Consider the following 25,005-nt stretch of genomic DNA (forward strand, 5'->3'; position numbering starts at 1 on the left):
TATGTTTTAGTTGTTGTTGATACTCTCTTCGTTTTTCTTCGGAACGCTCCCTCTTCCGCCGTTCATCCGTTCCTCTCCGCCCGAACCTCGTCCTTCGGAACTTAGTCTCGCTTACCAGAATACACTGTCACAATCACGCCATCCATATTGTTGCCTGACATTTCATACTGCCCATTCGCAGGCACAGGGATCGTTGTATTTTGGGAGATGGGATAGTAAAAGATTTTATAGACTTGGTGGTCTATTGTAGTCGTAATCGACTTCTGTTCCTGCAAAAAATCCAAATATTCTTCTAGAGCGAAATTCTTTTCTTTCATAATCGCGCTGTGAGGGAAACCAACATAACGGATATGCCATGGTTCATATTGAATGCCTGTAACATCAGTTTTATCCTTTGGATAGCGTAATATAAAGCCGTATTTCCAGGCATTTTCTTTTATCCACTTTCCTTCAGGTGATTGCTCCATTTTTGTTAAGCTTGATCCTACATCAAGGGCTAAGCCTGAATTATGTTCACTAAAACCTGCTGGCAAGGCATAATCATCTCCCATTTCTCGGTAAAGCACACTTTGCTCATCAAAGTCACGATAGCCACTATTTATTAAAAAATGACTAACCCCTTCCTTTGCAGCATCATTGACCATCTCTGAAAATTTTTGTGCTATTTCTTTTGATAGATGAATATTCGTATCAAGCAACCCATATCCCTTTACCAATTCATTATGCTTAGATAAATTTACGATATCTGATTTCACACTTTTTTGGCGAACAGGATAATTACTGTTGATTAGGAGCAGATTTCCTTGATGAATCTGTTCTTTTGAAATCGTTTTCGTTTGGGTGCTTTCCGAAGTCCCTCTTTGATCTTTGTGATTTTGATCATATTTTTGAATTTCTGCTTTATCCTGAAAAAACAGTGTTTTATTAATGAAGGCAAAACCTAAGCACAATAAAAATAACAATAAAAAACCCCACTTCTTCATTTTCAGTTTCCTCCTTAAGTGAGCGGCTTGATGATAATGCCGCGTTGAGTCAGCGCGCGGGAGATTTCGGCAGTCCTTAACGATAGCTTTCTCCAGGGCGATGCTGGACGTGGCCACCACGGGCACCTCGGCAATATATGCCATGCCGGGATATTGTATATGAGCCAGAAATCGCCCACGTACCCCGCGCTTGGCGAGGGCGGCGGCGATCAGATAGGCGTGGGTCTCGACGCGGCCTGGACAGAGAAAGACAGCGGCTGCGGGATATGGCTGGCAAGGGCCGCCTTTTCCTTTCGGTACCCAGCGGAACTGGAGCAATTGATTCGCAAATTGCTGGCCTGCGGGTGAGCAGAAAATTGCGATGACCACGGCCGAAGCCTTCTTGCGGGCGCTGCGGCAAGATGAGCATGAAAAAACAAGACTGAACGAATAGATGGGCGGTACGCCACACCGCCCGTCTGCTCCGCCCAATGTCAACAGGCGGTTCAGCCTCGTTAAATCAGCATGCACTTGGCGAAACGAAAAAAGCTCGTTCTTACGATTTTAAGTCTACCGCGTAAGAACGAGCCGTTTTTTAAAATTAAATTGTTAATTTCCTAAGAAAAAGTAAAGATAACCTTGAGATTTTCCTAAGAAACGATATTCATTTTCTTAGGAACCCCTTCTGGCAAGGCCGGAAGCTCTACCGTAAACGTCGTGTAGTGATCATTGCTTTCCGCGTAAATCTGCCCGCCATGCTGAACAATGATTTCTTTTGCAATCGCCAATCCAAGTCCCGCGCCGCCCGTATCGGAAGAACGGGCATCGTCCAGCCTGTAAAACTTTTCAAATATGGCAGCGAGATTTTCTTTTGGGATGCTTCCGGCGTTCTTGAAAACGATGGACACCACATCCCCGGAGAGGCCCGCCGTAATGTCAATGACGCTGTTGTCCTCGCTGTATGCAGCGGCATTTTTCAAAATGTTGTTAAAGACCCTCGCCAGCTTATCGGGGTCGCCGAATACGGTCAAATCCTCGGAAGCATGGATAACCGCTTGTTTTCCATTCGCGGCAAGCTGGGGGTAAAATTCATCGGTCATCTGCACCAGCATATAGTATAGGTCTATGTTCTTTTTCGTGAGCGTAATCGTTTGGAGGTTATACCGCGTAATCTCAAAAAACTCGTCGATTAGCTGTTCGAGGCGATACGCTTTGTCCAACGTGATATGCACATACTTTGCCTTTTGTTCTGCAGGCATGTCTGGCGCCTCGTCAAGCAGGCTCAGATAACCGATAACGGATGTCAGTGGCGTTTTAATATCGTGCGCCAAGTACATAACAACGTCATTTTTTCTTTGTTCGGCCAGCTTTGCATCCTGCTCTCGTTTTTCCAGAGTCCGTTTTAATGTGTTGAGCTTCTGTTCCATGAACTCCATTTCCGCAGAAAGTTCAATTTGTTTATCTTCGTTCTGAATCAGTATATCAATGCCGGTATTTATCTCGTCAAAGTATTTTGTAAATTTTGAAAGCATGATGCGGCATAGAATCAGAATACTAATGGCAATCGCCACATAAATAAAGATTTCTATATTATTCCGTATGGTATACTGATATATTATCATCGCGTCCTGACGTTCTAAGTAATAACTGTTTTCCAAAAAACGTACGATCCACTCCCCAAGTGTCCCCTTGATAAATAGACGCAAAAACAACACGAATACAACTGCTGCCATAACAATCACAACGATATAGAGGTAGAGTTTTCGTTTTAGTTTGGAATAATCGGTTTTTTTATTCCTATTTTTCAATTTTATAGCCAACCCCCCATACCGTTTTTATATACTTCGGATTATCAATGGTGTCGTTCATTTTTTCACGCAGATGCCGGATATGCACGGTAATGGTGTTGTTGCTCTTGCTGAAATATTCGTCGCCCCATATCTCATGAAATAATTGCTCGGAGCTAACCACATTCCCCTTGTTTTCACAGAGGATGCGCAGAATTGAAAACTCGGTGGGAGTGAGGGATAACGGCTTCTCGTTCAGAAAACACTCATGCGTGTTTATATTCATAACAAGGCCGGAGTGGACAATAACATTGTCGTTCTTCTCCGTTACTCCATTGTATTTTTTGTATCGGCGCAACTGTGCCTTAACCCGCGCAATTAACTCCAGCGGGCGAAAGGGCTTCGTTATATAATCGTCCGCGCCGATTGTTAGCCCTGTAATTTTATCTACCTCCGTATCTTTCGCGGTCAGCATGATAATTGGATAGGTGTACTTGTCCCTTATTTTTTGGCAGATAGTGAGACCGCTTGCGCCGGGAAGCATGATATCCAATATGGCAAGGTCAAACTCGGCCTTGTCTATACATTCCAACGCTTCTTTGGCGGTATAGTATTTGAAAATCGTATAATTCTCGTTTTTCAAGTATAGCTCAACCAAATCGGCAATTTCGCGTTCGTCGTCCACAACAAGTATTTTATCGCTCATAGTTATCAACCCTCCTTTGGATTTGCTTTTCTCAATCGGAGCCTTTTCCAAATAACGAGGCTATCATACCCACCTCTCCAAGTAAAGTGCAATCTTTATTTACGATGAATACGGTCAAAACCTCTATATAATGGCCCTTTAATGGAATAAGGAATGACTATTTTTCCCTTCCGGCAGCTTCGATGATTAAAGAAGGACATACATGGTACACGTTTGGGACGGGGATTGGAAAAGGGAGCCGCGTCATCAAGTCGAATGACGGAAAAGTTTGGAGTGTGTCGCCAAGTATATTTCCAACTCCGTTATCCTGATGGAAAAAATATGTGCCAAATCATGGCGGAGCGGTTGAAGCGCCGAGCATCACATATCAAAACGGATACTATTATTGATTCGTTTCGTTCGACAAATGCTGCCAAGGGGTCAACAGCACCTATAAAATTTTTACGGCCGTTCAAAAAAAGTGACGGGTCCATATTAACAGAAGCGGCAAGAAAATGACCGAAGGGGGAGGAACAATTCTCGATTCCGGAAATGACCGCTGGAAAGGACCGGGCGGCGAAGATGTGCTAAACGGCAACATCATCGCAAGACATAGCTATGACGCGCTTAACAATGGGGTGTCCAAGCTTTTGATCAATGATTTGTCCTGGGATTCCAAAGGCTGGCCGAGATATTAGGCCGCTTAGAAGAACCAAACAGAAGTTTTCTGTTTGGTTTTTTTGCGAATCTTTCTAATGGGAGTTGATACTTCCAGAAAAAACCGTTTTTCACCTCCAAAAAAGGATTAAATATATATTTATTTAATTTTAATGTTTTTCAGCAAAATAAGACATCATTTTCATTCTATTAATGCTATGATTTTTTCCATCCTATTGATAAATAGGAAAATAAAGAGAGGAAGTGTTGTTATATGTTGATAACAAAGTTCAAAAAAACAGTAGGTACGGGTCTCGTTGCAGCAGTCTGTTTCATGTCAGCATTGCCGGCAAGCGCCGCACCGGCAAATGTAAGCGATGCCAAATCGAACCATTATACGATCAAATCGTTCCATTACTTAACTGTAGACGGGAAAGATGTGGATTCCCAGGCCCAAGTCAACAGCAAATCCGGCAAAGACATCAAAGTAACGATGGTTCTGCCTCAACAGAATCAAAACGGCGATTTGTTGGCGTATGGATTTACGAGCAAGTTAACGTTGGAGGCATTTATCGAAAAAGACAAACAAAGACTTCAAAACGAAATCAAGCCGACGGCCAGCGGCCCTTGCTGCACCGATTTCTATGAGTATAAAAATAAAGGCGGACAGTATATTTATTGGAGAGACGGCTTTAAAAACCTGCCGTCCAGCTGGAATGACAGAATTTCCTCCTTAAGCACGGCGTCACCTTCTTCAAGCTATTCGACGACACTGTGGGAGCACACTTCAACTCAAGGGTATGGCAAAGGCGTCCTGTTTAGACATTCCGATTGGTATGGTAAAACGGCTAATATGGCTTCAGATTGGGATAACAAAGCTTCAGCAATCGACATCAAGTAACAGGCGTTTGCCATTGACCAAATGAAGGTGTTTTGACATCACGATTCTCCCATCGATTCAAGAAGGCATGGGAGAATCGTGATGTTTTGCAGCCCCCTTCTCTAACTTAATCCTGAATTTTCACTTGCACAACATCAGCGCCGGTTTTAGAATCAATTTTCGCATTCAATTCCGCCTTTTGATTCGAGCCGTCAATCCAGCTGTTTAAGCTTGTCCATGTGGCGCAGCCGCCAGGCGCGGCAATGAATTTTCTGTCTCCTACACGCTCTAAAGGCAGCTCGGGATCACTTTCATAAAGGCTGACCGTCATTGTATTTCCCGTTCTTATTTGAAAAACACAAATCCTGTAATAGCCTCCGTCTGATTGATAATCTCCGGTCATGTTTCCCTCATTTGAAATGGTCACCTTTTCATCCGCAAGTGTTTTCCAGCCAAACGACTGCACCTCAGCTGCTAAAGCTGAAGTGGTCGGAAACATGCTTAGAGCGATGATTCCTAAAACAATGGCTTTTCTTTTCATAAGCTTGTCTCCTCATTCATTTCTTCTCCCCCGCACATCACGGAGCAGCACATGATATTCTGAATCAAAGTATAGCAGACTTGAATAAGCATGATAAAGACATCGTTTGAACTAAGTTTTCACCTCTTCCGAAAGGATTCTTTATTATGGTATATGCGAAATCTTGTGCGGTACTTGCATGTTTTGGATGATGATGTGGCTTATAAAACGAATCCGCTTGTGTTCACCTTCAATGTCTCGTGAACTGTCAGGTTAAAAGTCAAAATCATTTCTTTAATTTTACGTCCTGTACATCAGCCCACCTTAATCAAATTGTCAGACATGCCTTTTACACCCGGGGCAACATTGAAAATGAAACGTTCCAGGTCCCTTTTAAAGAAACCCGGAACACCGTTGTTGAAAGCTACAGTTTCCCTTGGGACCCATATTCTTTTAGCGTTATGTTGACATGATAATGAATTGGCGTTTCAATAAATGTTTGATCCCAATTTTTCTTCAGCTTATCCCATAGGTAGGGATATTTGATCCTCACTTCGTTGCCAAAGCCGGCAAGGTCGGCTTTGTATTCCTTCTTCATTTTTTCCGTGATCTGTTCGACTTTATGTTTGACAGATTGTGCCGTAGTTTTTTCCACTTTTTTTAAAAAGGCTTGATTAAATGCGACTTCTTGGGTATTCCAGTTTTCGGCAAGGCGGCCTTCTGACTTAATATTGACTTGAAATGATAGGCGGCCTCTTTTGACAATTGGTTTGATTTCACTGTTGATAGATTCTACGGCAAATGCGGTCAGTTTTTTTGTTTGTGGATCTCGGCTTTTAACTGAACCGCCTATTCCCTTTCCTTTAATCCACATCAGTTGGCCTAAATCTTCTTCATCTAAAAAACCGAGCAGCTTGTTTGTTTTTCCACTGATCGCCACGGCCCCCGCGTATTTGATTTCACCGTTGGCGCCCACGACGTTTTGCAATAAATAACTGGTTCCCGCTCTCATCATCCCCGGCAATTTAGCTAAGGTAACAGGCGGCAGAATTTTTCTCGCCTCAAAGTCGTTTTCAACGATTTTGCGCAAACGAAACGCCGGCATTTCTCCTGTTTCTTTAAGCTCAAGCGTGTCTCTTGCTCTGCCTCTTGTGATGAGGACAAGCGTGCTCGGTCTGATTTCATTATCCCTGAGAGATTGATCAAGCAGTTCTTTCATTGAGTAGGTCTGAAGAAGACCAGCGGCGATGACAATCACTTTTAAGTGGGAGCTGAAGACCGGCCTGTCCCGTCTGAGCGCTACTTCAGCACCGATTTGCTGAAACGAATCCCCCGTTTCAACAATATTAATGTACGGCTTTTGGTCGCCGCTTCCCCCATCGGACTTGGCCCCGGCCGCCTGCTGATTGACATATTGGTAGGTTATGGTCAACCGGTCTTTCTTCGGATAGTCACCGCCCATTTTGTCAAACTTTTTTTCCAGGGCCGTTTCCTTCCCCTTATCCAAGCCTATGGCAAATGTGAGGCCGAGTTCCTCAATATCATGACTGCTCCAACACCCGGTGAGAAAGAGAAGCATCGTCATGAATAGAAAACTGTTCTTAATCGATGTTGATATGATGTTTCCTCCTCCTTCCGGCCTGAAATGAAAAGGAGTATCCATGTTTATGATTTGCATTTGGTGATTTCATTAGTCACAAAAAAATGTTCTTTTGAATCAGCGTTTTGAATTGGTTGTTACACCATTTTTCATTATTTGAATCAATCAACTATACGGATTTAATGATATGGCATAGGATGAACTATGTCTCTTCAGGGAGGTGAACGATATGGGTGGTGGTTATGGATTCGGATCAGGATTTGCTTTACTCGTTGTTCTATTCATTCTCTTAATCATTGTTGGAGCCGGCAGCTTCGGCGGCGGCTTTTATTAAAGACCTTTTTCCTGTGAGAAGTGCGGGAGGATCCTTGTTACAGGCGGATTACCCCTGCACTCTTTTTAAACCACTAGTTTAAAAAACTTATGACAGTTTCCTCCAAGAGATGGATTGACACTCCTCCCCATGTTATTGTTTGTAGGGCTCTTTTTTAAAAAGAGCCTTTTTTGACATGGAAACATATCGGGTAAAACCATTTCGGATGATCTAGAAAAAAGAGACAACAATATGTTTTCATGAATTCTACATATCATTTTTTGGAATAAATCCTGGACTTTCACTTGAAATTTTTTCAGAGCGTCCTCTACTTCGAAATGATTCCTCAAAGGTTTATCGAAACCACAAAATGATGTTCATTCAAACTTCTCCCTCGAACGGCAAGTTTCACAACTTCTTTAACAGCTCCTTCTTCTGATTTTCATTTTAGTATGATAGGCAACAGCGGAGGCACGGCTCATAACAGGTGGCATACGCTGATACTGACTAACTCTTTAGGAGGTATAGAAAAAATGCCACACAAAATGTCAAGCGAGCTCAAGCATCATTTAATGAAAGCGAATCTGTACGGTTTGCTCGCAAAAAGGTATGAGTATGTCGATCCAGCCAAACACATGCATTTTTATCAGAAGCATTTTAAACATGTGAAACGTGTCGAAGCGCTTTACATGGGGATGCACGACAATGACATGAGTCACCATGATGTGAATTTGAATATGCCTAGCCACATGAATATGCCGAATCATATGAACATGAACATGCCAAGTCACATGAACATGCCAAGTCATGCGGATCCGAACAGCCATATAAACAACTGGCCTTGATCAAAAAAAGGGCCCTTCTTGGCAGCAGTCGCTTTCTTTTTACAATACCTATCGTTCTTAGGAGGCTGTTTTATGATATTACCGGCAGTTGACCTTGGGCTGATGGCGGAACATTTGTCGACACATAAAGGCATGCTCCACAAATTAAAGGGCTACTATTCTCGAGCGACAAACGCCGAGCTTAAAGAAATCATCGGTCTGCAAATCAATGTCATGCGAATGCATGTCAAAGTCATGCTGCAGCTGATCAACCCTTACAATCAAAATTCGCCTGAGGTTACCCCTTTACATGCTTTATCTGATGATCCTTTCAGAAAAAAAACGGGAGAACCGGCAACAGCCCATGATCATGCGATCGCTTTGGAAGCGCGGGCATCGGCCAAAAACATGGCGGGCGACAATTTCTTTTCGGCGCTGCTGATGAAAGACAATCATGTCCGGAATGCACACATTCAAATGGCGCTTCAACAAGCTTCCTTACAGGAAATGTACAGCCGATTGATCAAGAGGATGGGCTTAGGATATACACCGCATGCTTCCATCAACGCGCAAATCGGCACTTATCAGCACTTTGAGCAACTTTTTTAGCTTGCAGTCTAAAAAACCGTTCTCGTCTTCAAATGAGTACGGTTTTTCGTTTTGGTTATCCAACCATTTTTGCAAAAGAAAGCCATCATCTATACCAAATCTCGTTTGTTGATCATAGGATATACTATGTCTCTACAGGGAGGTGAACGAAATGAGCGGAGGCTACGGATACGGAGCAGGGTTTGCTTTAATTGTCGTGCTGTTCATTCTTTTGATTATCGTCGGTGCGTCCTGGTTTGGCGGCGGATATGGCGGGTATTAATCAGTTTGCTCGAAAGCCTGCTTGAGAAGTGCAGGAAGATGCGGCTTTCATCTCTGCACTCTCAAACAATCGTCAGAAAAACAATTGAAGAGAAGACATATGACAGTCCCTCCATCATATGTTCTGATTGATTTTACCATCCTCCCTCCCCATGTTTGTTGATAGCGTAAAAAGGCCTCGAAATCGAGGCCTTTTCTATTGATAACGAATCCCCGAATCTGAGCCGGGTTCAACGAAAAACTAAAAAATCTAGCTTTCCATCCCTTTTTGCACGGGTAATCTTTTTTCTTTTCTTGACCAGATGACGGCCGGGATCAGCAAAAGGGATAAAAATCCGCCGGCCAAGGACAGTCCTGCATAGCTGGAATTGGCGACAACCATTCCAGATAGCGCACCGCCTGAAGCGCCTGCCAGTGCTACAAATACATCCAATGAACCTTGAATCTTAGCGCGTGTTGAAGGTTCGGCCGAATCGACAATCTGTGCGGTTCCGCTAATAAGGCCAAAATTCCAGCCCAATCCAAGTAAAGAAAGAGCTGTGACTAATAGAATCATAGAATCATCCGCCAGCGCCGCAGTTATTCCCGCCATTAGCAATGTCAGGCCGGAAGTAATACTCATCGCCGTTCGGCCGATTTTATCAACGAGAATACCGGTGAAAAGCGAAGGGAGATACATGGCCCCAATGTGAAAACCAATGACAACACCTACCTCCCTTAAGCTGTGTCCATGATGCTGCATATGGACCGGCGTCATCGTCATGATAGCCACCATCACCATTTGTGTCAAAATCATCACTGTCGCACCGATCGCAATTCCTTTTCTGTTGACAGGCTGACCGGCTGACTCAGCATCCGTTTGATTCTCCTTTTCCAAAAGGCTTGCAATCTTCAGCGGGTCAGGACGCAGCATCATAAAAAGAATCAGTCCTGCTAAGATAAAGGCTGCCGCTGCTAAAATAAACGGCCCCGCAAGTTGCGGCACGCCGATCGAAAGAGCAAATCGCCCCATGATATCGACCAAATTGGGACCGGAAACCGCCCCGAACGTCGTCATCACCATCGTCACGCTGACGGCAGTCGCACGCTGTTTTCGATTGGCCAAGTCGGTCCCGGCATAGCGGGCTTGTAAATTCGCAGCTGTACCTGCGCCATAAATCAAGAGTGAAGCAAATAATAGAAAAACACTGTTTATCATTGCGGAAAGCACAACACCAACAGCACCGATTCCGCCTGTTATAAAACCAGCTGCAAGTCCGGTGCGCCGTCCATACCGCTGTGACAGCCTCCCTACAATAAAAGCCGCTCCCGCCGACCCGAGCGTCAATAACGCGGACGGCACCCCTGCGTAAGCATCAGTCCCCAGCATCTGTTGAGCCATAAGGGCGCCTACCGTAATTCCGGCTGCCAGGCCGGCACCCCCGAAAATTTGTGAAATACTCACAATTATTAAGACCCGTCGATATAATGCTTTTCGTTTTTCTGGAGAATGGATGTCACTTCTTGTTGACTCATCCGAATAATCCGTCATTTATAGACTCCTTCTTCTGCAAATGTTCGTCCCTGAATTTGCAAATTGATTGAATAGTTGAATTTTAATTCCAATGATTTCATTCGTCAACAAATCTTTTTTGGCAGCGGAATATTTCTTGATGATCAAACAAGCTCCCAGCCGTTCCGAGAGCCGGCTCCGTTTTCCTGTGATTGAATGCCACTGCGCCTAGGCAAATCAATAAATTGGCTCAATATTCGGTTGAACCTGTCACGCTCCTCCCAGAACAGACCGTGACCGCTATAATGAAACGGGATAAGCTGTGAGTTTCTTATGTTTTGATTCAGTTGTTGAGCTTGTGAAAATGGAATCACTTTATCGTGTATGCCGTGAACGATTAAAGTGGGAGCTGATATTTTGGAAAGGTCGGTATACAGATTCTCGTCCCGCAGAAGATTGATGACAGCCTCGGTCGACCAGCCCGCCGCCTCCAGACCCAACCTGAAAAACCAGTCAGAAAACGGTTCTGTTATATACTGAAAGAAAAAGGTTTCGGTTATGCCCCGCATCATCTTAGGCCGGTCGTGCGCCGCTTCCTTAAGCAATCGATCGGCAGTCTCTGCTGTAAAACCTATAGGAGCCGCAGCGTCGATCAGAACAAGCTTTGATACTCCTTCACCGCTGTATCGGGACATATAGCGGATCGCGATGGCGCCGCCAGTAGAATGGCCAACGAGTATGAAACGGTCTAATCGAAGAGACCTGATTACGGCATGGATGTCATCGGCCAAACGGTTATAATGATAGCCGTCAAAAGGCTTATCCGATTGGCCAAACCCTCTCCAGTCAATCCCTATGCAGCGATAACCCATCCTGGGAAGAACCTTGAACTGATACTCAAACTGTTTATGGCTCAACGGCCAGCCATGTAAAAAAACAATCGTCTTTCCGCCTTTAGGATTTAGATCCTCCGCATATAATTTGACCCCCGGCTCTGCGTTCACAAAGTATCCCACGTCATTTCCTCCATTAAAGTTGTTTATCATTAAGATACTCGTTCAGCCAAACATAGGTGAATGTTCCCCTGCTCTCTGCCGATGGGCGAACAAAGAATCTCCGTAAATGTTTCAGGGTACACTATATGGTATCATTCGGAGGTGATTCCCCTTGAAAATATTGAAATGTTTAGGGATCTGGCTCACTCTCATATGCCTTCATCCGGAAACGATGATGGCGCAAACCATATCCTATCCGTGCAGCGTTGTTCTTCATCCTGTTCAAGGCATTCAAAATGCCAAAGGCACAGCTTTGATCACGAAAGTGAAAAAGCCGTATGACGATACGCCGGCAAGTCCTGTCAGAGAGCGGCAGAGCGTTGGTATTTATGCTGATTGGCTTCCGGAGCCATCTTCCTTTGGAGATTATGATCGATATGTAGGGTTCGCCCAGATCCCCGGCGTCATCAGCTGGCAATTTAAGATGTATCAAGTGAAGGAAGACACGCCAAGCTGGGTCGGCGGCAGTCCTTGGGTCGGCAAATTCGATGAAATCTCTTCTGATCTTACTGACAATACACGGGTGGAAGTGCGCCTTTTTCAGTCAAAAACGCAAAAGCTTGGACGGGCTGTGCTGCAAAACAATTTGTCGGGATGCCGGTAAGCTGGTCAATCATACCATTCAGAAAAAAGCGGCCATAAAAGCGCGACCAAGACGCTTATATGGCCTTTTTGGCAGCTAATACAAGATGCCTTTTACCAATATTTCCTTCCATCGCAGCAAGGTTTACCACAGTAAGAGTGGTCGTACGAATCCTTTTGATAGCTTGAATAAGTGTGCGGATAGTAGTGAACATGCTCATATTTGTGATGGTCCACTTTTTTTGTATGCTGCGGATGAATATGAGGAACAATGGTTTTAGAGAATCTATGGTCCTCACAATAGTTTGTAGGGTGCACAATTGGCTTCATTACTCGCGTTTTGCAATCATACATTTATAAATTCTCCCTTCCTTTTGTTTCTATCTTCACTATTAAACTATGATAGACAGCAGAAACTTGTACTAATACAAAAAACTAAATTCGTTCATTAACACGCCTTTTTCTGAAGTTGTTCCATGCTATAATGACACAAAAAGAAAGATGGAAATGGAGTTGACAATGGTGGATGCGGCAGCGATTTTTACTTTTTTGGGAGCGGCTGTGCTTTTGACGCTGATGCCCGGACCGGATAATCTGTTTGTGTTGGCGCAAAGCATTTCAAAGGGAAAATACGCGGGGATCTCAACTGCCTGCGGGCTTTGTACAGGCTTGATCGTCCATATAACCGCAGCTGCCGCCGGAATTTCGGCGGTTGTTTATCAATCGGCCCTGGCCTTCGCTTTTGTTAAATATGCCGGAGCCGCTTATTTATTGTTTTTGGCTTATCAATCTTTTCGGGAAAAACGTTCAGGATTCGATATTGATCGCCAAGACGCATTAAGCTGCGGGTCCTTATATCGAAAAGGTGTGATCATGAACCTCTTAAATCCAAAGGTTTCATTATTTTTTCTCGCTTTCCTCCCGCAATTTATTGTTGAAGGGTCCGGTTCCGCTGTGATCCAAATGCTTGTGTACGGAGTTGTATTTTTGCTTCAAGCGCTTGTCATCTTTATCATGATCAGCATATTTGCGGAAAAAGTCGGGGAGTTTTTGCGCAGGAGGCCGGCCATGTCGCGAAAGATTCATTTGCTGCAGGGGTCGCTGTTTGCATTGATCGGACTGAAAATAGCGCTGAGCCAAAAATAGGTCATCAGCAAAATAAGCGTGCAGTCTCATCCGGCTGCACGCTTTTCATAATGATAAAGCTTATGAAACGTTTCCAGCCTCTTAAAGCCCGTTGCCTCAGGCCGCTATCGCTTTTATTGGTCCATTTGGCTCCAATCACTTAAATGAAAGACCATGACTTTATCTTGTTGTTCCGCGGCATAAAAAAATTTTGACGAATCCGCTTCGATTCGCGTTTTGAACGACGGCTTCTTTCATGAGGCTGGAGCCCATAGAACATTGAAGTTGACAGCAGCCGCACTTGGCTTTTGACTTTCCGTCTCGGCCGTTTCCGTGTAGACAGAAGATGCCGTAACTGAAGTGCAGACTATCAAGTAAGCGTTTTCTTTTCGTTTATGAGCTCCTCACATCATTTGTAAAACAGAGTGTCAATTCAATAGACAAAGGTGGAACAGTGCCGAATCAAGCCAGGTTTGTTTCCCCCCTTTCTCTTGGCTTCTAGTATACAGGTTTTTCGGTGCGGAATAATGATGCAAACCATTGATTTTCCCATCAATCCAAATCATCACAATCAGTCTCTGCCAATCCGGCAGATGGTAAAAACCGATCAGTCAAACGACAAATACGAGTCTTTTTTAATGGAATGAACCATTTTAGCACCGACTACTGACTCCTTGCATTTATTTACAAAACCAAAGAAATTTGTTATAATAAATAGATTGTTTCAAGAAATCAAATGCCTTTATTGATATATATAAACAAGCTAAGGAGGGTTATATAATGGCTAAAACAGCAATGATCGTCAAACAAAAACGAGATCAAAAATTTAAAGTGCGCGAATACACACGTTGTGAACGCTGCGGCAGACCTCATTCTGTGATTCGCAAGTTTAAGCTTTGCCGAATTTGCTTCCGTGAACTGGCCTATAAGGGTCAGATTCCCGGCGTGAAAAAAGCAAGCTGGTAATACGGATTCGCCGGCCTTTGATTGAAGGCCGGCTTTTTTGTGCCTGTGAAAGGCTCCCCTTATGATTTCCCAGCGTCTTTTTCTAATATTTGCACAAAGCCGTTTGTTCCATCCACCCGGATATACGCTCCGTCTTTGATGATGTCAGTTGCTTTATCAATGCCAACGACAGCCGGAATTCCGTACTCCCTGGCAACGACTGAGCCATGAGTCATCATTCCGCCGACTTCGGTAATCAGCCCGACTGCTGAGGTAAAAAGCGGCGTCCAGCCGGGATCGGTATATGGAGCGACCAAAATTTCGCCGGGATTGAGCTTTGCCTCCTCCGGTCTGGTGATGACCCTGGCTTTTCCTTCGATCACGCCGGCGGATACCGGGGTGCCCGCAAGTGCTCCTTCAGGGCTTTTCAGATTGTGCAGTTTTCCCGTCACGACCTCTCCCTCACTTGTCATCACACGGGGAGATTTCAGCTTTTGATTTTGCTGGTGCTGTTTTTTTCTTTCTGTTAATAGAGCTTGAACAGATTCGATGTCGCGGTCTTCCAGCAAAGTGATGATTTCTTCCATGGTCAGATAAAACACATCGGCTTCACAGGTCAGGACTCCTTTTTCGACGAGGCTTCCGGCTTCTTTTAAAATAGCTTTTTTATAGAGAAATAGAAGCTTCACCAATGCGAACTTATGATGTTCGCGCATCCCCATCAAACTGCGATATACACGAACAAGCCGCGCCGCTTGTCTTTTTTCAAGAAAACGAAATTGTGAAATGATTTCCCTTCCCGCCTGTTCGGCCTCTCTTTCGCCTTGCTTGAACTTTTTCCTGTGATCTCCTGCGGCGGCTGTTTGGATGTTGCTGAGGATCGATGGCGCGAGCTGGACAGGGTCTTCAGACCATCTCCTTTTCGTGATATCGATTTCACCGACACACCTCATCCCGTACTGTTCAAGAAAGCGATCCAATGCTTGTTTGAACTCCGCACCTCCGGCTACCTTCTCCAATCCTCCGGCGAAATTGCTGCTGTCGGCTTTTCGCAAATAACGGACCACTTCGGGGTGCCGTCTCGCTTGATCAGAAAGATCCCCCAGCGCAAGCCCCATTTCGGTCGTCACATTGTGAGGCAAAGATTTATACAATCTGCTTAACAAAGCGGCACTTTGTTCATCACCGACTTTGTTTTTCAGCTTTTTTTCAAGGAAGATGGCTGCAATCATTCCGGTCAACACATAAACTGCGACTTTTAAAACCACCCCGGGAATCATCTTGTCCAACTCCCCCCGAATCAGGCGAATCGTCTCTGCACCGGACGTCCGGCTTAGTTTTTCCTCCGTTTCTTTAACGGTATGATCAACAAACGAGCGGGCCCGCTTTTCAGCCTTTCCCGGATCTTTTATCAGCAGGTTGCAGGCCGCTTTGAAAGCGACCGGTATCATGATCGGCGCCAATTGTTTGGCTGCTTTGAACTTGCCGCTTACTCTTGCAGGTGGATAGTCGGCATGTCCGCGCTTGACGACTTCCGACACAGCCGATGCCATCAGCTGATCCATGCCGTTCAGGACTTTCAGCACCCGTTTTCTCACAAATTTTATGGAAAGAGCGCCTGTTATATCGGCAAAGGCCCTTCCTCCCGCCTCGTGTACAATGGATGGATCCGCCGGATTCTGCTTTAAAAAATCGGGAATGCGGCTGATGACGGATATCCCCAGAGGCTTCATCGGATCGGTCATCATTTGGATATAGCCGAAATTAATCAAGATGTGCAGTCTATCATCCGAAAATGCCGGCACCGGATATAACGATGTGATTGGCCGGCTTTGAAGAATGTAAAACCTGCCGCCCTTAAAAGCCCATTCAACGTCCTGCTCCATGCCGTAATGCGTTTCGATTTTTTGCCCCAGCTTTGCCAGCTCGCAAATGCGATCATCAGGCAAAGCCTGCAGTGCTTGTTTTTCCGGGGGAAGCTTTTTCGTGACAGTGCCGCCTTCCGGTTTCGACCAGATCGCCGCCTCTTTTGTTGAAATTTGTTTTTTGATGATTTCCCCTTCGCGCACTTGATACAAGTCGGCGCTCACCACGCCCGACACCAGCGCTTCCCCCAAGCCAAAGCTGGCATCGATGGAAATCGTTTTGCGGCGGCCTGTGATCGGATCAGCCGTAAACATGATGCCGGAGACGTCGGGAAATACCATCTCTTGCACGACAACGGCAAGAAAAACGCTGCGGTGATCAAAACCGTTTTTCACCCGGTAGGTAATCGCCCTGTCCGTGAATAATGAAGCCCAGCAGTTTTGAACAGCCTTGAGAAGCTGATCCTGTCCGTGTACATTCAGATAGGTGTCCTGCTGTCCGGCGAATGACGCCGTCGGCAAGTCTTCTGCTGTCGCACTGGAGCGGACGGCATAGGCTTTGTCACTGCCCGTTTGCTCAAAGGCCGTTAAAATCGCCGAGCGAATATCTTCAGGTACAGGCATGGCAGCCATGTGCGCGCGAATCTGTTTCCCTAAAAGACGGGTTCGCTCCAGCTCGTCAGCTTTTAGCGAATCCAGCTGATCGAACAAACGATCGATTTCCTTGTTGTTTTGAATGAATTTTCGGTAGGCAAATGTGGACACGCAAAACCCGGGGGGAACGGGCAGACCCGCTTTCGTCATTTCCCCGAGATTTGCCCCTTTTCCCCCGGCGTAAGGCAAATCGGCTTTATCGATTTCGTGAAAATGAAGCACATATTTTTTCATCCTCCCTCCTCCTTAAAACGATATCTTTTCTTCAGCTTCCTTGGACACAGCTTGCGGCTTTAAAGCCGCTGCCAGCAGAAGCAAAAAGCTCACGGTTCCGATCGCCAGCAATACTGTAACAGGCTGGTTCATGTCAAGGCCTTTGTCAAAAAAGAGGAGATCGCGCAGCCCCTCTGAGGCAAACCGCATCGGCAGCCAGGAGTAGACCCAGTCGCGGTAAAAGGCTGACATCATTTCTGGAGCCAGCGTCAAAAGCGGGGTTCCAAAGAAGAAAAGAATGCCGAATATCCCGGCTCCGGAAAGTCCCACCCACGCTGTTACAGCGGCAATCATTAAATAGAATGAGAAGTAGCAGAGGGCGATAAACAATGCCGTCTCATGAAATTGCGGGATGTTCATCCCCACCCACTCACCTGCGATCCATACAAGGCCATAGCCGCAGATGGCGGCAAGCACCGCACCGATCAATCCTTGAAGGAGCCGGGAAAAAAGCGCTTCTGTCCGCTTGAAAAACCGCAATTTCCTCACCTTGGCAAAAATGAGCAGCGCTCCTGCTATACTGGCCATCCAGAGCGGCTGAACCAATGACACCGGCGCGTTTCCATTAGCGCTGTTCGCTGAAATCTTGTTGACATTTTCAATGTCTTTTTCAATAGGCGCTGCCAGTAGAGATGCCTGTTCCGCGCTCAAGGCTGCACCACGCTTTTCAAGCGTTGTCAGCAGCTGTTCTCTGACTTGTTGATTGATGTGTTCGACGAGTTGATTCAACATTTGTCCAGCTGCATTAGCGGCGATGGTGTTTGCCCCTTGATTGATCAAAATCTTCACTTTGGCTCCAGCCGGATGTGCTGTTTGTAGTGAAGACTGTTTTTGGCTGAAGTCTTTCGGAATGATGAGTGCAGCATAATACGTTTGATCGTTCAGTCCGTTCCGAGCGCTTTTTTCATTTTTGACATCGATCCACTTGACTGCTGCATCTTCACCTGACGTTTCTTTTTTAATGTTGAGCGCGATCTCCGCTCCTCTATTCAGTTTTCCCCGGCCCGGCAATTCCGCTCCCTGATCTTCATTTACGATGGCGATCGGCAGGTTTTTCGGCTCAGGATGGACGGATGGAATCAATGTGAGCGAAAAAATCAAAATCACCAATAGCACCACAAACGGGGCCAATAAAACCATTTTTTCTTTTAGTAATGTCATGTCAAAGCTCCTTTGCTGAAACAATAATAATGAACATGGTGTTGATTTATGTTCTTTGTGTTCATTATAATTGATTCGTAAGCAATCTCAATGCACAATCAAATGGGAAGTGTTCATTACTGAACAAAAAAATAAAAAATGTTGATTTTAAGGAAAATATCGTGGTGAAAGGCTGATCAAAATGGCAAAACGGCCGGACAGAAGAATTAACAGGACAAAAAGGATGATAAGGGATGCATTATCAGAGCTCATGGAAGAGAAAGCCTTCGAAGAGGTGACCGTAAAGGATATCACCCGAAAAGCGGATATCAACAGGGGCACATTTTACTTACATTATCAAGACAAATACGATTTATTGGAACAGAGCGAAAACGAAATCATCGAGGAAATCAGGGAAATTGCCAAACAGTCCATTCATTCAATGGGCGTATTGAAAGGCCCTGTCATTGATAAGCCCCTTCCGTTTGTGGTGGACATCTTTGAATACTTTAAGGAAAACGCGATTTTTTTAAAGGCGATATTAGGGCCAAAAGGCACCGGCTCATTCCCTTTAAAATTCAAATCCGTTTTAACTGAAAACTTGAAGCGTCTGAAAAAGACGATCAAGGCGGAAGCGCTTGTTCCCGAAGAATATTTGATTTCTTATATCGTCGGGGCTCAAGTCAACGTCCTCCATGAGTGGCTTATCAGCGGCATGGCGGAAACACCGCATGAAATGGCGCTGATTTTGTCAAAGTTGACCGGAATGGGCCCGGCATATGCGGCCGGCTTAAGAACATGAGAGGGAACTTGAACTTCCCTCTTTTTTTGACGTTTCCCGCATAAAAAATCAAAAGCCACCCACAATATAGTGAAAAAGGTGGTGAAATCATGCAGAAGAAAGGCATTCAAAACAGCAGCATCGAACAGCTTAAAAATGACCATGAAACAGAAAGCGCATTTCAGCAGGAGCAAAAAAACAACAAACAGCAACAGAACAGAAACACTTTAAAATAAAGTTAAAAAAGGTGATCAAACGATATGAAACATGTAAGGGCATTGTGTGTAAAGTTTATTGTCAGCCTTGTTCTCTTATACGTCATTTTAACCCTGTTTTTTGGTGTTCCGTTTGGAGATATGTTTGTTCTCACCTTATTTTTGGGTGTTATCTCCTATTTGCTTGGGGACCTGCTGTTGCTCCCGAGAACGGGCAACACAACGGCGACAATGGGGGACTTCGGTCTTTCCCTCATATTGATTTGGATGATTCTCGCCATGCAGGGTAATCCGCCGTATGCTTCACTCGCCTTGGCTTCAATCATTTCAGCAATCGGCGTCACGATTTTTGAGTTTTTCTTCCACCGCTATATGGCGGCTAACATTTTAGATGAGAACACAAACGAAAAACGGGAAAACAACGGTGCTATGAATTATCAAACTGAGACGTCGGAAGAAGTGTACCCGTTTTCCCCTGCAAAAAAACGCGACAAAGAATAAAACCTGTCTTATGGCAGGTTTTTCCTTTTACCAGGCGGCCATTCTCCCCCACAATATGCGGGCGCATCCCCTATGAACCCCTTCTTTCTTATCGATTGTTTTCAGATCACAATCGGCCGCTTGACGGCTTCGATCTGGACGTTTCCTCTCGCCTTGGCATAGAGACCGTCACAGTCCGCAAATATTCAAAGTTGCTCGAGTCTCACGGCTATTTTTTCGAGCGCGACACCAAGGGATGGCGACTCTACAACAAAGATGATTTATTCGCTATAGAGTATCTCTACAACATGAACAAATTGGACGGCCAATCCCTCCAAAAAGCAGCCGAACACATAGCGCATCTGTATCGGTCAAAATTGACCGTATCGCAACCCGATACACCGATACAAAACGATGAAAGGCACGCCTTATTTTAATTTGTCAAACAACAGGAAGAGTTCAATAAAATGATGCTGGAACGCATTGACTTTTTGAGAAACGGCAGCAGGAAAGAGACGAAATACTGATGAAATCCCTCCGCGAATCCCAGGAAACTCAAAAAATGCTGGCTGCCGCCCGCGAAAAAAAGTGGTGGCAATTCTGGAAATAGAAAAGCCCCCTCAGGAGCTTAATCTTTGTTAGCTTTCTTCCATCTGCTCCTAATAATCACCATGAACACTATATATACAACCGCAGCAATAACCGTTAAAACCTCAATTTTTATAAAAATACTATTCAAAATTATTATTAGAAACACAAGCATTGTCGAATACCAATGTATAGATTCATATTTTTTTCACTCATTGCGTTCCCCTCACGTTCTCCCTGCTCTTAGTTATTTTTCTTCTGTATACTTTTCATCACAGTTTCATACATCCACTTTGAAACTATATACACTACGCTTATCATCAAATACAAAATAAACAAAAACACCGATACCAAAAGCACACCGTTATTCCTCAAAATAATCTCCTGAGAATTCATGGAATAAATCAATACATAAAGGTAAAACACACAAAACATAAGCAAAGCCTCAATAATGTAATTCAAAAAACCCCGTTTTCTCAATAAAATCTGAGAAAACAGTACGTCTACAATTCCTACCACTATCACTGTAAGAGCAAAAAATTTAAACAAAATCATTACTGAGTTATAAGTGCCAGTCGTATTAATCGACACATCTGGAGCTAAAGCCACCAACTTGAAAACTCCGAAAAATATTAAGAATGGGGAGGAAACTATTAATGCACACATGAGAAAAACAACTAAAACCGCAAAGATATGATCCCCAATAGAGTAGTTTTTCCCTTTACTTTTTTTACCCATTATACCTATTCCTCTCTTTTTATGGTATTATATTACTTGGTTAAAAATATCAAAAAAACAGGGGGATTTAAAATGAAAACTAAGAGAAAAAGATTTTCCCAAGGTGTAATAACACTTTCTGTCGCCACTCTTATCATTTCAGGATTTAGTGGTTTCGCATCGTCCGCTTCAGCTGCAGAACAGAAGCAACCAACAAAAGCAATAACGACAACCACAACTGCTGTTTCATTACCAACTTCACTCGAAGATTACATTGAAACACATCAACAGCCCGCTGATTTAGAAGATTCAAAAGCATTTATCCAATTCGCATCACAGACTAAAGAATTTCAAACTTACAACAAGTTAAACCTAAATGGACAAGTACATACTGCAGGTGTTATTGGTCATTCTCTTAAAGCAATAAAAGCATTTGGATGGGTATGTAGAGTCGGAGGAAAAGCGCTTAAATGGGCGATTAGACCTCTCTCTCCTTCAAAAGCTAGACTGGTAGACAAATATGCACGCAAAATTGCATATGCCACAGAAAGATTAAACAGCGCATCAAAAGGTGCTCTTGTAAAAGCCTTAATAAAAGCCGGAGTCCCTAAGAAAACCGCAGAATCACTCGCTGAAATCATTTTATGGATTGTATAAAAGCAGAGCAGGCCGGGTGGCCTGCTCTCTTATTTGATTATGTAATTTTTGATGCCGGGATGCCCCAATACGCCATGACCTCAAAAGCGCCGTTCGCCACCTCATCGTCTTCCTCATCAATCTTGACCAGATCACCGCCCTCCGCGTCCTCAAGATTCAATTCTTTGTGTATCTCCTTCAGAATGCCACCGTACCCGATGAGCCGCCGAGACGAAAGCGCATCGTCCAGATAATAAACCGTATCCAGATTATCCTCCGTCACCTTATTGCCGCACAAAATGTCTGTATCCTTGACCGGGTATTTTGAAATCTCCAGCACGGCCTTTTGCTCCTCCATTGCCTCACGAACTTCGCTTTCAATCTGCTCCGCATCGATCTTGGCTTTCCCTTTGACCCGCTGTATATGTACAATCGGCGTGTAATCAAGTTTCATCGCCTTTTTCCATAGGGTTGTCCATTCTTCTTGATTGATATAATTTTTACCGAAATAGCTTTTTTCACCGGAAGCAACACATGAAAATGTGGATGATATGTATACTCTTCATGATTTTTCGTGATTTCCAAAGCTCTGAAATAGCCAAGTACAGCTGTATCAACTCGTTTGTACTTCATCAAACGATAAAAGCCTTTCATCATGTCTGAAATTGTCTGGCGAAGCTCTCCACCTTCAACATTTCGAACGGTCAGAGTAAGAAAAAGCCAAGCGCAATGATACTGCCGATTAGTTTCTTCCACGATTAATTTATTATGATACGCGATTTTCAAAGACCGCCGCCAGGCACACATAGGGCACAACCTCCCCTTACAAAAATGGGCTTGATACAGCTTTAACTTGCCCGTTTCCGAGTCTTTTTCTAAACCACAACTGTTCGGCACATTCAAACATTCGTTGAGCTTTTTTGCTGTAGTAAGGAGAGCCAATCCGATCTTTCAAACCTTCATAATGCTTATAGTTTTCTAGCTATCTATTATTTTTGGTCGCACTTAAATAATAGCAGAAGGTATTTTTATCTGTCAAAGTGGCGTTAAACCCTTGGCAATCAGGGATGAAGGGCATTTTAAAAAATCTTGTTCAAGTGGTGCCCGGACACTTCTTTTGATCAAAATCGCACAACTGTTCATTCCAATGAGGCGATCAGTCCCTGTCCGTTAAAATCTCATACTTTTATAAAGAGCTATAACCGGCTCAAATAAAAAATCCTGTTTTGAGAAAGGAAAACAAAGAGCACTGAACGAATTATAGCAATGAAAAGGAGGAGGATATGGTTTGGAACATGAAACGCTGAAGCACTTTGACTATCATAAATGGGCAAACAAAAGAGTGTTTGATCATCTGAAAAGTCTGCCTGAGGAGCTTTTTACGCGCAAGATTGAGAACGTTTTTTCGTCGATTGCAGAAGTCGTTGTTCATATGTGTGTCGCCGACGCCCTGTGGTTGAAGATTCTTTCCGGAGGACGTTATGAAGAGGCAAAAGAATTGGCCATGCTGCTGAGGAATGAATTATTGGAAAAGGACATCGAGGGGCTGGCCTCATTTTTCGATGAAACGGCACACCGATATGAAACACTTTTTGCAAGCCTAGACGATCTCAATTGTGATTTGACGATCGAACATCCGGCATTCGGACGGATGACGACGGCTTTCAGCGAAATTGTGAATCATGTCGTCAACCATGGGACATATCACAGAGGCAACATTACCTCAATGTTGCGGCAAATGGGGCACGCCGGAACTGCGACGGATTACGTTTATTATTTACTCAGCCGGCATGAGTCCGCATCATCAAAAAATCCCCCTGTTTAAAAAACAGGGGGATGTTTCTTAAAATTCGGCTGCAAGCTTTTTCGCTTCTGCCAGGCCGTTTTCGATGATTTTTTGCGCTTCGTCAGGAACGGCGTTGTGCCCTTCGATGACAACAGTATGCAGGTCTTGAACACCGAAGAAGCCCATCACGGTTTTCATGTAGTTCAGAGACATTTCCATAGCCGCCATCGGACCTTCGGAATAGAAGCCGCCTCTTGCGTTCAACAGGGCAACCTTCTTATCTCCCATCAGCCCTTTTGGTCCTTCAGGAGTGTATGTAAACGTCACTCCAGCGCGTGATAGGTAGTCAACATATGTGTGCAGCACAGCCGGCACCGCGAAGTTCCACAATGGGAATGCAAAAACAACTTTATCGGCTTTGACGAACTCGTCTAAATAACGGTCCGCAACAGCAGCTGCCGCTTTTTCATCCTCGTTTAATTCCATGCCTTTCCCTGCTTTAAATGTGCCGTTAATGGCGGTTCTGCCCATGTACGGCGGGTTTTCTTTGTAAAGGTCAAGCTCCACAATTTCATCGTTTGGATGATTTTCTTTATAGCTGTTAAGAAACGCATCATATAGTTTCACAGATACGGCTTCTTCAGCTGTACGATCGTTTGCTTTAACAAATAATACTTTTGACATTTTATTTTCCTCCCGTGCTAACGTTTTATTATTTACTTACAAATAGTATGTTACTTTCTTTTGAATAGAAAGTCAACTTATTTCACTTGTTATCAAACTGTTTTTCTATCAAAAAAAACACCCTGCTGGGTGCGGGTGCTTATTTTGAATCTTGCTCTTGATCAAGCCGTTTATAGGTGTATGAATGCTTTTGGCCGATTGTGTCGCTGTTCGTCAAATCCTTCATTTGCCGTGTAAATAGCCGATCATCCCCTTCTCCGCTTTCTTTTCTTTGTTCTGTTTCAGCTTGAGCCTTGACGGTCTTTCTTGCATATGGAACAGCCTTTAGCCGTTCATAAGGTATTTCTTTGCCCGTGGCTTCGCATATTCCGTACGTGCCGTCTTTCATCCGCTTGAGAGCGTCTTCGACTTCTTTTAATACATTCCGGTCTGTCCGCTGAAAGGTTTGCTCTCTCATCCGTTCAACATATACACCGGCATGATCAGCCTGATGATTGTCCACACCGTTTGACAGCTCACCCGTTTCTTCAGTCATCGGCCGATCGATTCTCTCCGCGCCGGAAATGGTCTGTTTTAAGTCGAGTAATTGCTGGTAAAGATGCTCCTTTTGCTGTTTTGTCAATGGCATGGTGATCCTCCTCCTTTCTTTGCCCTTTCCCGCTGAAAAAAATGTCAAACACAGCCTGTCCCCATTAAATCAGTCAATGTTTCCGCGTTCTATGAGCGTGTATGTTCAGAAACCTTTTCCGTCTGCCGGCTTCTGTTGTTCATGTGGCGGCAGCCTAAATATACTCTTTGGAGGCTCAAAGCAGGTTTTTGAGTGATCGACAGATGTTCCGTTGTGACACTGGTCCTTATCAGTAAATTGAGATCAATTATGGTTTTGGCG

27 protein-coding genes and 2 pseudogenes are annotated in these 25,005 nt (G+C 44.3%); 15 read left to right on the plus strand and 14 right to left on the minus strand.

Annotated features, from left to right (window positions below; translation table 11 throughout):
- Positions 1 to 101: 101 nt before the first annotated feature.
- The 3 genes from vanY to vanR-A form a co-directional block, all read right to left on the minus strand.
- Entirely contained in the window at positions 102 to 983 is an 882-nt protein-coding gene (gene vanY / locus P3X63_RS11410) for a VanY-A/VanY-F/VanY-M family D-Ala-D-Ala carboxypeptidase (RefSeq protein ID WP_277692926.1), read from the minus strand.
- Between the two features lie 629 nt (positions 984 to 1,612).
- Positions 1,613 to 2,782: a vancomycin resistance histidine kinase VanS gene (vanS, locus tag P3X63_RS11415; RefSeq protein WP_026587441.1), complete on the minus strand. Its 1,170-nt coding sequence runs from the start codon at positions 2,780 to 2,782 to the stop codon at positions 1,613 to 1,615.
- Positions 2,760 to 3,455, minus strand: a complete 696-nt coding sequence (gene vanR-A, locus P3X63_RS11420; protein ID WP_277690730.1) for a vancomycin resistance response regulator transcription factor VanR-A — start codon at positions 3,453 to 3,455, stop codon at positions 2,760 to 2,762. Before vanR-A ends, vanS begins: the two co-directional genes overlap by 23 nt.
- A gap of 326 nt (positions 3,456 to 3,781) precedes the next feature.
- On the opposite strand from vanR-A, the pseudogene P3X63_RS11425 reads away from it, so the two are divergent.
- Positions 3,782 to 4,132 (plus strand): annotated as a pseudogene (locus tag P3X63_RS11425) (family 43 glycosylhydrolase); the annotation flags it as partial.
- 233 nt (positions 4,133 to 4,365) lie between these two features.
- Positions 4,366 to 4,992, plus strand: coding sequence for a hypothetical protein (locus P3X63_RS11430; protein WP_481748553.1), 627 nt, complete (start codon positions 4,366 to 4,368; stop codon positions 4,990 to 4,992).
- Between the two features lie 106 nt (positions 4,993 to 5,098).
- On the opposite strand, the gene P3X63_RS11435 is transcribed toward P3X63_RS11430, so the two are convergent.
- Both P3X63_RS11435 and P3X63_RS11440 read right to left on the minus strand, forming a co-directional pair.
- Positions 5,099 to 5,512 (minus strand): hypothetical protein, encoded by a 414-nt coding sequence (locus tag P3X63_RS11435; protein ID WP_277690731.1) that lies wholly within the window; start codon positions 5,510 to 5,512, stop codon positions 5,099 to 5,101.
- Positions 5,513 to 5,915: 403 nt separating this feature from the next.
- Positions 5,916 to 7,169 (minus strand): Ger(x)C family spore germination protein, encoded by a 1,254-nt coding sequence (locus P3X63_RS11440; protein WP_442858851.1) that lies wholly within the window; start codon positions 7,167 to 7,169, stop codon positions 5,916 to 5,918.
- Positions 7,170 to 7,320: 151 nt separating this feature from the next.
- Here P3X63_RS11440 and P3X63_RS11445 point away from each other — a divergent pair, with 151 nt between their 5' ends.
- The 4 genes from P3X63_RS11445 to P3X63_RS11460 all read left to right on the plus strand — a co-directional run bounded on the left by P3X63_RS11445 (position 7,321) and on the right by P3X63_RS11460 (position 9,099).
- Positions 7,321 to 7,425 (plus strand): YjcZ family sporulation protein, encoded by a 105-nt coding sequence (locus P3X63_RS11445; RefSeq protein WP_077736634.1) that lies wholly within the window; start codon positions 7,321 to 7,323, stop codon positions 7,423 to 7,425.
- Between the two features lie 512 nt (positions 7,426 to 7,937).
- Positions 7,938 to 8,249 (plus strand): hypothetical protein, encoded by a 312-nt coding sequence (locus tag P3X63_RS11450; RefSeq protein ID WP_035428133.1) that lies wholly within the window; start codon positions 7,938 to 7,940, stop codon positions 8,247 to 8,249.
- Positions 8,250 to 8,321: 72 nt separating this feature from the next.
- Entirely contained in the window at positions 8,322 to 8,837 is a 516-nt protein-coding gene (locus P3X63_RS11455) for a hypothetical protein (protein ID WP_026587446.1), read from the plus strand.
- Positions 8,838 to 8,988: 151 nt separating this feature from the next.
- Positions 8,989 to 9,099, plus strand: coding sequence for a YjcZ family sporulation protein (locus tag P3X63_RS11460; RefSeq protein ID WP_077736631.1), 111 nt, complete (start codon positions 8,989 to 8,991; stop codon positions 9,097 to 9,099).
- A 249-nt stretch (positions 9,100 to 9,348) separates the two neighbouring features.
- Here the strand turns inward: P3X63_RS11460 and P3X63_RS11465 are convergent, their stop codons facing one another.
- The gene (locus P3X63_RS11465; RefSeq protein ID WP_026587447.1) at positions 9,349 to 10,629 is read right to left on the minus strand and encodes an MFS transporter; all 1,281 of its coding nucleotides are present in this window, start codon (positions 10,627 to 10,629) and stop codon (positions 9,349 to 9,351) included.
- A gap of 125 nt (positions 10,630 to 10,754) precedes the next feature.
- Complete coding sequence (locus P3X63_RS11470) at positions 10,755 to 11,606, minus strand: alpha/beta fold hydrolase (RefSeq protein ID WP_179115718.1); 852 nt, start codon at positions 11,604 to 11,606, stop codon at positions 10,755 to 10,757.
- Positions 11,607 to 11,757: 151 nt separating this feature from the next.
- Here P3X63_RS11470 and P3X63_RS11475 point away from each other — a divergent pair, with 151 nt between their 5' ends.
- Positions 11,758 to 12,249 carry a YoqH family protein gene (locus P3X63_RS11475; RefSeq protein WP_077736628.1) on the plus strand — a complete coding sequence of 164 codons (492 nt, stop codon included), beginning with the start codon at positions 11,758 to 11,760 and terminating at the stop codon, positions 12,247 to 12,249.
- A 92-nt stretch (positions 12,250 to 12,341) separates the two neighbouring features.
- Here the strand turns inward: P3X63_RS11475 and P3X63_RS11480 are convergent, their stop codons facing one another.
- Entirely contained in the window at positions 12,342 to 12,581 is a 240-nt protein-coding gene (locus tag P3X63_RS11480; RefSeq protein ID WP_077736627.1) for a CotD family spore coat protein, read from the minus strand.
- 168 nt (positions 12,582 to 12,749) lie between these two features.
- Here P3X63_RS11480 and P3X63_RS11485 point away from each other — a divergent pair, with 168 nt between their 5' ends.
- Both P3X63_RS11485 and P3X63_RS11490 read left to right on the plus strand, forming a co-directional pair.
- Positions 12,750 to 13,373 carry a LysE family translocator gene (locus P3X63_RS11485; protein WP_026587449.1) on the plus strand — a complete coding sequence of 208 codons (624 nt, stop codon included), beginning with the start codon at positions 12,750 to 12,752 and terminating at the stop codon, positions 13,371 to 13,373.
- A gap of 759 nt (positions 13,374 to 14,132) precedes the next feature.
- Positions 14,133 to 14,318: a type Z 30S ribosomal protein S14 gene (locus P3X63_RS11490; RefSeq protein WP_026587450.1), complete on the plus strand. Its 186-nt coding sequence runs from the start codon at positions 14,133 to 14,135 to the stop codon at positions 14,316 to 14,318.
- A 59-nt stretch (positions 14,319 to 14,377) separates the two neighbouring features.
- On the opposite strand, the gene P3X63_RS11495 is transcribed toward P3X63_RS11490, so the two are convergent.
- Together P3X63_RS11495 and P3X63_RS11500 are read right to left on the minus strand one after the other, a co-directional pair.
- Complete coding sequence (locus P3X63_RS11495; RefSeq protein WP_077736626.1) at positions 14,378 to 17,050, minus strand: phosphoenolpyruvate synthase; 2,673 nt, start codon at positions 17,048 to 17,050, stop codon at positions 14,378 to 14,380.
- A gap of 12 nt (positions 17,051 to 17,062) precedes the next feature.
- Positions 17,063 to 18,250, minus strand: coding sequence for a YhgE/Pip domain-containing protein (locus P3X63_RS11500; protein ID WP_277690741.1), 1,188 nt, complete (start codon positions 18,248 to 18,250; stop codon positions 17,063 to 17,065).
- 181 nt (positions 18,251 to 18,431) lie between these two features.
- Between P3X63_RS11500 and P3X63_RS11505 the strand changes: the two genes are divergently transcribed.
- From P3X63_RS11505 to P3X63_RS22750, 4 genes are all read left to right on the plus strand, one after another.
- Entirely contained in the window at positions 18,432 to 19,031 is a 600-nt protein-coding gene (locus P3X63_RS11505) for a TetR/AcrR family transcriptional regulator C-terminal domain-containing protein (RefSeq protein ID WP_026587453.1), read from the plus strand.
- Positions 19,032 to 19,120: 89 nt separating this feature from the next.
- Positions 19,121 to 19,246, plus strand: coding sequence for a hypothetical protein (locus P3X63_RS11510; protein ID WP_035428136.1), 126 nt, complete (start codon positions 19,121 to 19,123; stop codon positions 19,244 to 19,246).
- A gap of 24 nt (positions 19,247 to 19,270) precedes the next feature.
- Positions 19,271 to 19,726: a YndM family protein gene (locus tag P3X63_RS11515; RefSeq protein WP_277690744.1), complete on the plus strand. Its 456-nt coding sequence runs from the start codon at positions 19,271 to 19,273 to the stop codon at positions 19,724 to 19,726.
- A 505-nt stretch (positions 19,727 to 20,231) separates the two neighbouring features.
- Positions 20,232 to 20,315 (plus strand): DUF3967 domain-containing protein, encoded by an 84-nt coding sequence (locus P3X63_RS22750; RefSeq protein WP_306292033.1) that lies wholly within the window; start codon positions 20,232 to 20,234, stop codon positions 20,313 to 20,315.
- A gap of 221 nt (positions 20,316 to 20,536) precedes the next feature.
- Here the strand turns inward: P3X63_RS22750 and P3X63_RS11525 are convergent, their stop codons facing one another.
- The gene (locus tag P3X63_RS11525) at positions 20,537 to 21,031 is read right to left on the minus strand and encodes a hypothetical protein (protein ID WP_277690746.1); all 495 of its coding nucleotides are present in this window, start codon (positions 21,029 to 21,031) and stop codon (positions 20,537 to 20,539) included.
- 72 nt (positions 21,032 to 21,103) lie between these two features.
- Between P3X63_RS11525 and P3X63_RS11530 the strand changes: the two genes are divergently transcribed.
- Complete coding sequence (locus P3X63_RS11530) at positions 21,104 to 21,667, plus strand: hypothetical protein (RefSeq protein ID WP_026587456.1); 564 nt, start codon at positions 21,104 to 21,106, stop codon at positions 21,665 to 21,667.
- 29 nt (positions 21,668 to 21,696) lie between these two features.
- On the opposite strand, the pseudogene P3X63_RS11535 reads toward P3X63_RS11530, so the two are convergent.
- Positions 21,697 to 22,616: pseudogene (locus tag P3X63_RS11535) on the minus strand (protein rep); the annotation flags it as partial.
- A 318-nt stretch (positions 22,617 to 22,934) separates the two neighbouring features.
- Between P3X63_RS11535 and P3X63_RS11540 the strand changes: the two are divergent.
- Positions 22,935 to 23,471 (plus strand): DinB family protein, encoded by a 537-nt coding sequence (locus P3X63_RS11540; protein WP_277690748.1) that lies wholly within the window; start codon positions 22,935 to 22,937, stop codon positions 23,469 to 23,471.
- 18 nt (positions 23,472 to 23,489) lie between these two features.
- Here the strand turns inward: P3X63_RS11540 and P3X63_RS11545 are convergent, their stop codons facing one another.
- Entirely contained in the window at positions 23,490 to 24,116 is a 627-nt protein-coding gene (locus P3X63_RS11545) for an FMN-dependent NADH-azoreductase (protein WP_026587458.1), read from the minus strand.
- 139 nt (positions 24,117 to 24,255) lie between these two features.
- A complete protein-coding gene (locus tag P3X63_RS11550) occupies positions 24,256 to 24,744 on the minus strand; it encodes a TraR/DksA family transcriptional regulator (RefSeq protein ID WP_026587459.1) in 489 nt (162 codons plus the stop codon).
- Positions 24,745 to 25,005: the final 261 nt, after the last annotated feature.

It is taken from the genome of Bacillus sp. HSf4 (assembly GCF_029537375.1).
GTDB classification, from domain to species: domain Bacteria; phylum Bacillota; class Bacilli; order Bacillales; family Bacillaceae; genus Bacillus; species Bacillus sonorensis_A.